At 63.7% G+C, this 12045-nt stretch carries 9 protein-coding genes; 5 read left to right on the top strand and 4 right to left on the bottom strand.

What is annotated here, in order from left to right:
- The first annotated feature begins 15 nt into the window (after positions 1 to 15).
- Positions 16 to 564, top strand: coding sequence for a hypothetical protein (locus tag CK220_RS29370; protein WP_245429447.1), 549 nt, complete (start codon positions 16 to 18; stop codon positions 562 to 564).
- A 13-nt stretch (positions 565 to 577) separates the two neighbouring features.
- On the top strand, positions 578 to 997 hold the full coding sequence (locus CK220_RS29365; protein ID WP_095814869.1) for an MAPEG family protein: 420 nt from the start codon (positions 578 to 580) through the stop codon (positions 995 to 997).
- A gap of 208 nt (positions 998 to 1205) precedes the next feature.
- Here the strand turns inward: CK220_RS29365 and rnd are convergent, their stop codons facing one another.
- The 3 genes from rnd to CK220_RS29350 form a co-directional block, all read right to left on the bottom strand.
- Positions 1206 to 2357, bottom strand: coding sequence for a ribonuclease D (rnd, locus tag CK220_RS29360; RefSeq protein ID WP_095814868.1), 1152 nt, complete (start codon positions 2355 to 2357; stop codon positions 1206 to 1208).
- 168 nt (positions 2358 to 2525) lie between these two features.
- On the bottom strand, positions 2526 to 3764 hold the full coding sequence (locus tag CK220_RS29355) for an MFS transporter (protein WP_095814867.1): 1239 nt from the start codon (positions 3762 to 3764) through the stop codon (positions 2526 to 2528).
- Positions 3765 to 3893: 129 nt separating this feature from the next.
- Complete coding sequence (locus CK220_RS29350) at positions 3894 to 5126, bottom strand: MFS transporter (protein ID WP_095814866.1); 1233 nt, start codon at positions 5124 to 5126, stop codon at positions 3894 to 3896.
- Positions 5127 to 5232: 106 nt separating this feature from the next.
- Between CK220_RS29350 and CK220_RS29345 the strand changes: the two genes are divergently transcribed.
- Both CK220_RS29345 and aspS read left to right on the top strand, forming a co-directional pair.
- The gene (locus tag CK220_RS29345; RefSeq protein ID WP_095814865.1) at positions 5233 to 5991 is read left to right on the top strand and encodes a DeoR/GlpR family DNA-binding transcription regulator; all 759 of its coding nucleotides are present in this window, start codon (positions 5233 to 5235) and stop codon (positions 5989 to 5991) included.
- Between the two features lie 116 nt (positions 5992 to 6107).
- A complete protein-coding gene (aspS, locus tag CK220_RS29340) occupies positions 6108 to 7895 on the top strand; it encodes an aspartate--tRNA ligase (RefSeq protein ID WP_176479254.1) in 1788 nt (595 codons plus the stop codon).
- A gap of 237 nt (positions 7896 to 8132) precedes the next feature.
- Here aspS and CK220_RS29335 read toward each other — a convergent pair whose 3' ends face one another.
- Complete coding sequence (locus CK220_RS29335; protein WP_095814864.1) at positions 8133 to 9323, bottom strand: hypothetical protein; 1191 nt, start codon at positions 9321 to 9323, stop codon at positions 8133 to 8135.
- 390 nt (positions 9324 to 9713) lie between these two features.
- Here CK220_RS29335 and parC point away from each other — a divergent pair, with 390 nt between their 5' ends.
- The gene (gene parC, locus CK220_RS29330) at positions 9714 to 11966 is read left to right on the top strand and encodes a DNA topoisomerase IV subunit A (RefSeq protein WP_095814863.1); all 2253 of its coding nucleotides are present in this window, start codon (positions 9714 to 9716) and stop codon (positions 11964 to 11966) included.
- Positions 11967 to 12045: the final 79 nt, after the last annotated feature.

The following is a 12045-nucleotide window of genomic DNA, read 5'->3' as shown; positions in this document are numbered from 1 at the left end:
GGGCTATGGCGCAACCTGATCGTCACGGTGTTGCGCCTGTCGCGTCACGCGGCGGCGCTCTCCATTGCGTCCGCGGCGATCTTCATCGTCATGACGGCGCTCGAGTTCTTTTATTTCCGCCGCCTGAGCGGCGGGCTTCCTTCGCTTGACATGCGCGTTACCGGCTTCACGCCGGATGAGGGCATGGCATGGCTGACCGCGCTGGGCCGGCGCGGCGGCGAGATCATCATCGTTTGGCATTATCTGACGTTTGATCTGCTCTTCCCGGCGCTGCTGTCGCTCACCTTGCTCAGCCTGATCCTGGCCTTCGGCCGACGGCTGAGCAATTTCCGCACCATGCCTGCCCAGTTCCAGGCGCTGTCGGCATTGGTGCTGGTGCTGCCCTATATGATCGCCGACTATGCGCAGAACTTCGCCGTGGCGCGGCTTTTGTCGGATTTCCAGTCGGCCAATCCCGACTCGCTGGCCTTCGCTTCGTCGCTGACCGTCACAAAGTTCACGCTTCTGGCGATCCCCTTCGGCGTCGTCGCGGTCCTGGCGCTTGCCGGGCAGCGGCGGCGCTAACGGTAGGGGCAGGATGAACCAGACCGCCATCTTCTGGCCGATGCTGGCGCAGGTGCTGCTGGTCTACATCGTCTATCTGGTGATGCTGAAGCGGCGTTATCTTGCCGTGAAGTCCGGCGAGGCGAAAATCAGCCAGTATAAGGTCCGCTCGGCCGAGCCGGCCTCAAGCGTTACCGTCGCCAACAACCTCATCAACCAGTTCGAGCTGCCGGTCCTCTTTCACGTGCTATGCCTGGCGCTGTTCGTCACCAATGGGGTGAATTACCTGACGCTGACGCTGATGTGGCTCTTCGTCGTGACGCGCTATGTGCATGCCTGGGTGCATCTCACCAGAAACTATCTGCTGCACCGCAGCCGCGCCTTCTTCCTCGGCGCGGGCATCCTTCTCGTCGCCTGGATCTGGTTCGCGCTGCACCTGCTTGGGGCGGTGTGAGCGCGCGCCGACTCCCCTTCTCCCCTTGCGGGAGAAGGTGGCCGAGCGAAGCTCGGTCGGATGAGGGGTGTTCCAGCTTGGCGGAACCTTCGTCCAAATCAGACGCGCGGAGCCAGACAGCCTGACGCCGCGATCCTTCCAACACCCCTCATCCGTCTCGGCGCTGCGCGCCGATCCACCTTCTCCCGCAGCGGGAGAAGGAGAGGCGCTAAAGATTGAACACCGCTATCCTGCGCTTGTCGAACTTGATGCCGATCTCGCCACGCACCAGTCTAAGCGCCTGTTCGCCGAACACGGCACGCCGCCAGCCTTGCAGCGCCGGCACGTCGGCGGCATCACCCTCGGCGGCGATGCGGTCGATGTCGTCGCTGGAGGCCAGCACCTTGGAGGCGACGCCTTCCTTTTCGGCGACGATCCTGAGCAGCACCTTGAGCAGTTCCGCCGCCGCGCTCGACCCCTCCGGCGGCTGGAACGTCTTCGGCAGTTTGGGCATCGCTTCCTTCGGCAGGGAAAGGGCGGTGTTGACGGCGCTGAGCAGCGCGGTTGCCGTCGCCGAACGCTCCCAGCCCTTCGGCGTCGTCCGCAGCCGCCCCAAAGCGGTCGCGTCGCGCGGCGCCTGTTGCGCGATTTCGTAGATCGCATCGTCCTTGAGCACGCGGCCGCGCGGCACGTCGCGCTCGCGCGCCTCGCGTTCGCGCCATGCCGCCACCGCCTGCACGATCGCCAGTTCCTGCGGCTTGCGCAGTCGCATCTTCAGCCGCTTCCAGGCATCCTCCGGATGCGGATCGTAGGTCTGGCGCGAGGTGAGGACGTCCATCTCCTCGTTCAGCCAATGGGCGCGGTCCTCGCGCTCCAGCTCGGCGCTGAGGTGCTCGTATACCTTGATCAGGTGGGTGACGTCGGCGAGCGCGTATTCGAGCTGCTTGTCGGAGAGCGGCCGATGCCGCCAGTCGGTGAAGCGCGAGGATTTGTCGAGCCGCGCGCCGGTGATGCGCTGCACCAGCTGATCGTAGGAGACGCTGTCGCCGAAGCCGCAGACCATGGCCGCCACCTGCGTGTCGAACACCGGATGCGGCACCAGGTCGCCCAGATGGACGATGATTTCGATGTCCTGGCGCGCGGCGTGAAAAACCTTGACCACCGCTTCGTTGGCCATCAGCCGGAAGAAGGGTTTGAGGTCGATGTCGGGCGAGAGCGGATCGATCAGCGCCGTCACACCTGGTGCGGCCATCTGGATGAGGCAGAGGATCGGCCAGAAGGTCGTTTCGCGGATGAATTCGGTATCGACGGTGACGAATTCGGACTTTTCGAACGCCGCGATGACGCTCTCGAGTTCTTTCTGGGTGGTGATGACGTGCATCAAATCGCTTTTGGCATCATGTCAGGCCTCTTTCAATTTCAGCCGCAAACACTTTCGTCAAGCCGCAGCTGGAGCAATTCCAGAAAAGTGCGCAATGGTTTTCCGTCCGGAATTGCGTGAAAACAAAGAGATAGGGCGTTCGGCGTTTCGGTGAAACGGCGAACCGCTCTAGGCCTGCTTGTCTGAATCACCGCCCCGCCGCGCCAGCCGCGCGAACAGCGTCGACGTGCGCAAAAGCGCGGTGAAACGGCTGCGGCTGCCGGCCGGCACACCCGACCGCACCTGCATCCGGTAGAGGATCACGATGATGAGAACGGCATAGACGACGGCGTTGAAGACGAACAGCGCGCTCGGACCGAAATGTTGCATCACCGCCGAGGCCGCGATCGGACCGCCGATCGCGCCAAAGGAGTAGAACAGCATCAGCGCCGCGTTGATCAGCACGAACTCGCCTTTGCCGGCCCGGTCGTTGGCATGCGCGGCCGATAGTGAATAGAGCGGCATGGCGAAGCTGCCGAAGATGAAGACGATGATGAAGTTGAGGAACGGGTCGGCGCGCGCCACGAAGGCCAGCGCCAGCGCGGCAAGCATGGCGCAGCACGTCGTCGCCAACAGCACCGAGCGCCGGTCTCGGCGGTCGGAGAGATAGCCCAGCGGATACTGGATGAGGGCGCCTCCGAATATGCCGACGCTGACGAAGGTCACCACATCGGCAACCGACATGCCGATCTCCTCGGCATAGACCGGCGACAGCGTGCGAAAGGCGCTGTTTGTGACGCCGACGGCGATGCAGCCGATCGAGCCGAGCGGCGAGATCCGCCAGACGCGCGGCAGGTCGAGCTTGACGTCTTCGGGCGGCGCTGGGTTCGAGCGGTCCCCGAGCGAGACCGGCACCAGCGAAAAGGTGATCATCATCGACATGACGGCGAAGATGGCGAAACCGCCGGCGCCGAAGATCGGAATCAGGAATTGCGCGCCGGTCACCGAGCCGATGTCGACCATGCGGTATATAGCGAGCACCCGGGCGCGGTCCTTGTTGCCGACGCCCGAATTCAGCCAGGCTTCCATGACGGTGAACAGACCGGCGAAGCAGAAGCCGCCGGCAAAGCGCACCGCACACCACATGACGGGGTCGATGACGAGCACCAGAAGCAGCGTGCCGACCGAAGCGATCGCGGCCAGCGCTGCAAAAGTCCTGACATGGCCCACCGCCTTCAGGATACGGGTGACCGCCAGGCAGCCGAGCAGGAAGCCGGCGAAATAGAACGTGCCTATGAGGCCGATGTCGGAAGCGGAAAAGCCTTCCCGCGCCCCACGTAAGGCAATCAGCGTGCCCTGCAGTCCGTTGCCGCCAAGCAGGATGCCTGCGGCAATGAGGAGCGGAATAAGCGGGCGGATGGACGACATCTAAGAGAGGCAATCACGGATCTGTGACCTCTTCTTGGACCATAGATCCGGTCAACGCCAGCGGCAAATGCGACACGAGCACGGTCACATCCTTGCACTCGGCCGAGGAGATGGGGTCCCAACCGGGCTCTAAGCTTTGCCGGCCCGGATTTCTATCTCCAGCTCGACCGTAGCAGGTGTCTCGCCCGGAAACGCATGGATGCTTTCCGCTGCCGGCCTCCGGCCAAGTGAACCTACGGTCAGCAGGCTGAGCGCGATGAAGGGGATGCCGATGCCATAGGCGGAGCGGATGCCCCAATGGTCCGATGCGAAGCCGAGCAGCGGCGGGCCGAGCAGGAAAGCGATGAAGGAGATCTGCGAGAGCGCTGCGACGTTGATCGCCGCCGGCCGATCCGTCCGCTGCGCGGCGGCGGAGATCGCCAGCGGGAACAGAGCGCTGCTGCCGATGCCCAACAGGGCAAAGCCCAGCATCGAGACGGCCGGCAATGGCGAGAAGAAGACGATAAGCACGCCGGCCGCCATGGTGGCCAGCAGCACGCGCGCGACCCCGCTTGGCGAGTGGCGGTCGACGAAGGAGTCGGCGAAAAAGCGTGTAGCTGCCTGCGAGAAGGCAAACAGCGCCACGGTGAAGCCTGCGACGAAGGGGCCGGAGTCGAAGACGGTGCGCATGTAGATCGCCGACCAGTCGATGCTGGCGCCTTCCAGGAGCATCGCCGAAAGCGTCACGGCGACGAGGACCAGGATCGGCAATGTCGGCCGCGCGAACATCGGCGCCTTGTCGCCGGAGCTGGCGAAGCGGGCGGGTGCCGGTTCGAAGCCGCCGAGAAACAGAGCCATTGCAATCGTCACCGTCGGCACCACCAGCGCCAGATGCAGCTGCGGCGACAGGCCGAGATGCGCCATGGCGCCGCCGAACAGCCCGGCGCCGAAGAAGCCCGCGCTCCAGAAGGAGTGCGCCCGGTTCATGATTCGGCGCTTGAGCAGGAACTCCGTCCTGTCGGCCTCGACATTGAGGATGATCTCGACGCTGCCGATCATCAGACCGACCGGCAGTAGCATCAGGAACAGCCCAAGCGGCCCCGGCGCGTGCACCGCGACTGAATAGACGAGCGCCAGAAGCGGGACGAGCCAGAGCAGTGCGCGGCGAAAGCCGACACGCTCCAGGACGGGCGTCGCCAGCGTCAGTGCGGTCAAAGTGCCGATCGGCGTTCCGATCAGGCTGAGTCCCAGCGTGCCGTCCTCGATCGCCATGGCGCGCTTGATGTCCGGCAAACGCGGAAAAATGTTGCCCATCGCGAAGGAGTAGATCGCGAAACCGGCATAGACGCGGTGCTGAGGGGCGAGTTTCAAGCCAAAGGTCATTGCGACATTTCCATCGGGGAGGGGGACGGCATCGCCGGTCCAATACGCATTTCTTGCATAAACACGCAAAACATGCAAGAACGTGCACAAAGAAATAGGATCGTGCATGCTCACCGAGGAACGGTATCAATTTATTCGCGACCGGCTGGCAGCCGAAGGCAAGGTCCTGGCTGGCGAGCTCGCCAGCCGCTTCGGCGTTTCGCAAGATACGGTTCGCCGCGATTTGCGGGAACTGGCCAAGAGCGGCCAGCTGCGTCGCGTTTATGGCGGCGCGGTCGCACCGGCGCCTTTTGCGGCGGCAACCATCGGCCAGCGCGGCAGCCATGCGGTCGAGGAGAAGCTGCGACTAGCGAAGGCCGCGGTTGGCGTGCTCGCATCGGGACAGACCCTGTTCATCGACGGCGGCACGACAAACGAGGCGATCGCCAGGGCAATCCCGCGCGACGTCGAGCTGACTGTGGCAACCAATTCGCTCGGCGTCACATCGGCTCTCGCCGACCTGCCTCTAGTCGAGCTGATTGTGCTCGGCGGCCGCTATGTCCGCGACCTCGGCACCTGCGTCGGCGGCGACACGCTTGCCGCTGTGGCGCAGCTCGGCGCCGATCTGTTCTTCCTCGGCTCCTGCGGGCTGGACGCCTCGCGCGGTGTCACCGCCTTCGATTCGGCGGAAGCGGAGGTCAAGCGCGCTATGGCCAGGAACAGCGCCGGCATCGTCATCGCCGCCACCAGCGACAAGCTCGCCACCGCGGCGCCTTACCGCGTCGCCGCGCCCGATGCGATCCGCCATCTGGTGGTCGACAAGACGGCGCCTTCAGCCATCCTTGCGGATTTCGAACGGCTGGGTGCCGAAATCCACTTTGCCTGATCCAGGGCGCCGCGCCTGCGTGTGACCGCTTGCCTTGACAAAGCGGGCCTCTCATGCGCTTTTCGCGCCAATTTTCGAGCTGGGCTTCGCCCGCAATTCCGGACTTCACAATGACAATGCATCGTTACCGCAGCCATACCTGTGCCCAATTGAGAAAGAGCGACGTCGGCAATTCCGTCCGCCTGTCGGGCTGGGTGCATCGCGTGCGCGACCATGGCGGGCTGCTCTTCATCGACCTGCGCGACCACTACGGCCTGACGCAGATTGTCGCCGATCCGGATTCGCCGGCCTTCAAGATCGCCGAGACCGCGCGCGGCGAATGGGTTATCCGCGTCGACGGCGAGGTCAAGGCGCGCCTGCCGGAGACCGTCAACCCCAACCTGCCGACCGGCGAGATCGAGGTGTTCGCGCGCGAGATCGAGGTGCTGTCGGCGGCCAAGGAGCTGCCGCTGCCGGTGTTCGGCGAGCCGGATTATCCGGAAGACATTCGCCTGAAATATCGCTTCCTCGACCTGCGCCGCGAAACGCTGCACAAGAACATTGTTGCGCGCACCAAGATCATCGCCGAGATGCGCAAGCGCATGGGCGATGTGGGCTTCACCGAGTTCTCGACGCCGATCCTGACTGCGTCGTCGCCGGAAGGTGCGCGCGACTTCCTGGTGCCGTCGCGCATCCATCCCGGCACCTTCTACGCGCTGCCGCAGGCGCCGCAGCAGTACAAGCAGCTGATCATGGTCTCCGGCTTCGACCGCTATTTCCAGATCGCGCCGTGCTTCCGCGACGAGGATCCGCGCGCCGACCGGCTGCCCGGCGAATTCTACCAGCTCGACCTCGAGATGAGCTTCGTCGAGCAGGATGACGTGCTGTCCACCATGGAGCCGGTGCTTCGCGGCGTCTTCGAGACCTTCGCCGCCGGCAAGCCGGTGACACAAAAATTCCGTCGCATCCCGTATGACGAGGCGATGCGGACCTACGGCACCGACAAACCGGACCTGCGCAACCCGATCGAGATGCAGGCCGTCTCGGATCATTTCCGCGATTCCGGCTTCAAGGTCTTCGCCAACATCCTGGCCAACGATCCGAAGGCCGAAGTCTGGGCAATCCCCGCCAAGACCGGCGGCAGCCGCGCCTTCTGCGATCGCATGAATTCCTGGGCGCAGGGCGAGGGCCAGCCGGGTCTCGGCTACATCTTCTGGCGCAAGGAGGGCGACAAGCTCGAAGGCGCCGGCCCGATCGCCAAGAACATCGGCGAGGAGCGCACCGAGGCGGTTCGCCAGCAGCTCGGCCTTGCCGATGGCGATGCCGCCTTCTTCGTCGCCGGTGACCCGAAGAAGTTCGTTTCCTTCGCGGGTGCGGCGCGCACCCGCGCCGGCGAGGAATTGAACCTCGTCGACCGCAATCGCTTCGAGCTCTGCTGGATCGTCGACTTCCCGTTCTTCGAGTGGAACGAGGACGAGAAGAAGATCGACTTCGCCCACAATCCGTTCTCCATGCCGCAGGGCGGCATCGATGCGCTCAGCGGCCAGGAACCGCTCGGCATCAAGGCGTTCCAGTACGACATGGTCTGCAACGGCTTCGAGATCGCTTCCGGCGGTATCCGCAATCACCTACCGGAGACCATGGTCAAGGCCTTCGAGATGGTCGGCCTCGATCGCGCGACGGTCGAGGACCGCTTCGGCGGCCTCTACCGCGCCTTCCAGTACGGCGCCCCGCCGCACGGCGGCATGGCGGCAGGCATCGACCGCATCGTCATGCTGCTGGTCGGCGCCAAGAACCTGCGCGAGGTCACCATGTTCCCGATGAACCAGCAGGCCTATGATCTGCTGATGAACGCGCCTTCGGAAGCCACCCCGCAGCAGCTTCGCGATCTGTCGCTGCGCGTCGCGGTAGCTAAGAAGGACTGACGGCAGCGTAGCAACTGCCCCTTTCTCCCCGTCACTGTACGGGGACAAATGTCCGGCAGGACAATGAGGGGCAGCGCGAGCAACTGGTGATTTACGGGCAATCGTAGCGGCCTGAGGCGTTCTGACAGGCAATCGGTTCTGCATCGAATTTCATATTCGCAAGCGTCGGCGCTGCTCCTCATCCGCCTGCCGGCACCTTCTCCCCGTATAGTGACGGGGAGAAGGCGACTAATTCGATCAGTCCTCGTTCGCCTTGACCTTGACGCCCAGCGTCTTTGGCAGGTCAAGCGGGTTGGACATGGCGCCGGCCATGATCAGCGCGAACGGCACCGACGCCGGCGGCTCGGCCGAGATCTCGAGGCTCTTGGGGTCGTCGAGGAACTTGTTGACCGCGGCCGACACCTCGGCCGTCAGTTCGGGATTGTTGAGCTGCGCCATGCCGAACGGCACGATCGCCTTGGCCTGGTTGGCGACGTCCTTGCCGGACATGCCCTGCTGCTTGCCGACATAGTCGAGCACCTTGCCGGTCAGCGAATCGTCGTCGAAGCGCACCGAGGCGCCGTTGAAGGACAGCTGCTGCAAGAGACCGAGCATGGCCATGCTCTGCGCGGAATTGTCGGCGCCCTCGGGCTGTGCGGCGAACTTCTTCTGCATCTCCTGCATCGATTTGATGAAGTCGCGGGTGTAGCCGCCGAGATTGAAGGTCATGCCGAGCGTGCCGGCATTCTCGACCGAGATGTCATATTTCGACAGCTCCATCTTGCCGTCGCTGGGCTGCCAGGTGCCGGCCATCGAGACGGTACCGGAGATGTTCTGGTAGCCGAGCGCCTGGATCGCCTCCTTCGACTTCGGGTCCTCGACGAGCGTCAGGTCGGCGTTGAACTTTTCCGTGTTGGCGGTGAAGTCCATCGCCTTGCCGTCGGCCGGCGGGGTGATCTGGACGGCCAATCCGTCCATCGAGAAGGCCGTCTTGTCGCCGACCTTGACCGTCATGTTGGAGAGCTCGGCCGACTTGTACATCATCAGCGAACCGAGCGGGTCGGTGCTGCCTTCGGCCGGCACCTTCATGCCGTGAATGACAACGGGGCTGAGGTTGAGCGTCACGCCGTCCTGGCTGCGCTCGAATGCCGAGCTTGAAACGGTCGCGATCTCGAAGCCGCCATTGGCCTCGGTGACCCCCTCCAGCTTCACGTCGCCGATCGGCAGGGCTTCCTTCTCGGCTGCCGGCTTGATGGAGACGCCCTGCAGCACTGCGTTCGAATCGTCGCCCGAGACGCCGGTCCAGGAAATTTCGACGCCCTGGGCGGCAAGGGCCGCCTTGACGCGCTCGGCCACCGCTGGCTCGGCGGCGAAGGCGGTGTTGAGCGGCAGGGTCAGCAAAAAGGTTGAAAAAGCCAGTTTCTTGAGCATTGAGCGTTGGATTGTCATGGCGAGTTCCCTGTCCTGAAAAGTATTTTTGAATTCTACTCAATCACCATTCCGCGACGAACGGGACCGGAAAAAGGCGTATCCCGGCACATTTGTCGAAAACGGCGATGAAAAGCAAACTCGGCCGGCACGCTTTGCATGATGCGGTGAATTTGTCATGAAGACCGCGGCTCTCCTCCGTCGGCGCGTTGCCTGCCCAGATAGGGGGCGCATGTAACAGATTGATGTTGGCCGGTTACCCCGCTTGCAGCCGAGGGCTGTTGCAGATGGGCAAACTGGAATGTTCGCCTTGCCGCTTCCGTGAAATCCTTCACGTCGCTGTTTGCGACGAATCCGCCGACTTCCAACCCGGCGCTTGCCGCGAATCACCCGCTCGGCTAGTCCAAATCCATGGGCAAAAGGCATTTGCCGCCTGAAGACAATGGCGGCGACAACATCGAACCGGTCGATCTGAAGGAAGCGCTCGAGAAGCGTTATCTCGCCTATGCGCTGTCGACCATCATGCATCGGGCACTGCCGGATGTCCGCGACGGACTGAAGCCGGTACATCGCCGCATCATGCATGCCATGCGGCTCTTGCGGCTCAACCCGGATCAGGGCTTCGCCAAGTGCGCCCGCATCGTCGGCGAGGTGATGGGCAAGTTCCATCCGCATGGCGACCAGTCGATCTACGACGCGCTGGTGCGCCTCGCGCAGGAATTCTCGATGCGCTACCCACTGGTCGACGGGCAGGGCAATTTCGGCAACATCGACGGCGATAACGCCGCCGCCATGCGCTACACCGAGGCGCGCATGACCGAGGTGGCGACGGAGCTGCTTGCCGGCATCACCGAGGACGCCGTCGACTTCCGGCCGACCTATAATGAGGAGGACGAGGAACCGTCCGTTCTTCCCGGCGCCTTCCCGAACCTGCTCGCCAACGGCTCGTCCGGCATTGCGGTCGGCATGGCGACCTCGATCCCGCCGCACAACGCCGCCGAGCTTTGCGACGCGGCACTTCATCTGATCGAGCATCCGGACGCGCCGGTGGCGAAGCTGATGGACTTCGTCCAGGGGCCGGATTTCCCGACCGGCGGCATCATCGTTGACAGCCGCGCCTCGATCCTCGAAGCCTATGAGAGCGGCCGCGGTGGTTTCCGCGTGCGCTCCAAATGGAGCCAGGAGGACCAGGGCAGGGGCACCTGGAGCATCGTCGTCACCGAAATCCCCTACGGCGTCCAGAAGGCCAGGCTGATCGAGAAGATTGCCGAGCTCCTGATGGCGCGCAAGCTGCCGCTGCTCGAAGACGTCCGCGACGAAAGCGCCGAGGACATCCGTATCGTGCTGGTGCCGAAGAGCCGCAGCGTCGATCCCGGCATCCTGATGGAATCGCTGTTCAAGCTGACCGAGCTCGAAAGCCGCTTCCCGCTCAACATGAACGTGCTGTCGCGCGGCAAGGTGCCGAACGTCCTGTCGCTGAAGGGCGTGCTCAAGGAATGGCTCGATCACCGCCGCGACGTGCTGATCCGCCGCTCGAGACACCGGCTGGGCGAGATCGAGAAGCGGCTGGAGATCCTGGCCGGCTATCTGATCGCCTATCTCAACATCGACGAGGTGATCAGGATCATCCGCGAGGAGGACGAGCCCAAGCAGGTGATGATGGCCCGCTGGTCGCTCACCGACAATCAGGCCGAAGCCATCCTCAACATGCGGCTGCGCGCCCTGCGCAAGCTCGAAGAGATCGAGATCCGCAAGGAGTTCGACGGCCTTACCGAGGAGAAGAAGCAGATCGAGGCATTGCTTGCCTCCGACGCCAAGCAATGGGCGACGATCAAGTGGGAAGTCGCTGAGGTCCGTAAGAAGTTCGGTCCGGAGACCGAACTCGGCAAACGCCGCACCCAGTTCGCCGACGCGCCCGAGCATGACCTCACCGATATCGCGCACGCCATGATCGAGCGCGAGCCTGTCACCGTCGTGGTTTCGGAAAAGGGCTGGCTGCGCGCGATGAAGGGCCACCTGACCGACTATTCGCAGCTTGCCTTCAAGGAAGGCGACAGCCTGAAGCTCGCCTTCCACGCGCAGACAACGGACAAGATCCTGGTCTTCACCACCGGTGGCAAGTTCTACACCATCGGCGCCGACCGGCTGCCGGGCGGGCGCGGCCATGGCGAGCCGATCCGCATCATCGTCGACATGGAGAACGACCAGGACATCGTCACCGCCTTCGTGCACGACCCGAAGCGCAGGCTGCTTTTGGTCTCTTACGACGCCAACGGCTTCGTCGTCTCAGAGGAAGAGGTCGTCGCCAACACCCGCAAGGGCAAGCAGGTGATGAACGTCAAGGCGCCGGACGAGGCGAAGCGCTGCATTCCGGTCGCCGGCGATCATCTCGCCATCGTAGGCGAGAACCGCAAGATGCTGATCTTCCCGCTGTCCGAAATCCCGGAGATGGCGCGCGGCAAGGGTGTGCGCCTGCAGAAATACAAGGACGGCGGCGTGCTGGACCTGAAAACGTTCACGATCGCAGCGGGGCTGACCTGGCAGGATTCGGCCGACCGCACCTTCACCAAGTCGCGCGAGGAATTGGCCGAGTGGATCGGCGCCCGCGCTGCCGCCGGCCGCATGGTGCCGAAGGGTTTCCCGAGGACGGGGAAGTTTGGGTAGCGTGTCCGAACCGGATAGATAGGTAACAGAATGGACCGATTAGATGGGTGACAGTTTTCTCGCCAGCCGGGAGGACCGG

It is taken from the genome of Mesorhizobium sp. WSM3860, assembly GCF_002294995.1.
In the GTDB taxonomy this organism is placed as follows: domain Bacteria; phylum Pseudomonadota; class Alphaproteobacteria; order Rhizobiales; family Rhizobiaceae; genus Mesorhizobium.
The sequence above is the reverse complement of the archived record's forward strand: the minus strand, read 5'-3'. Positions and strand labels throughout refer to the sequence as shown.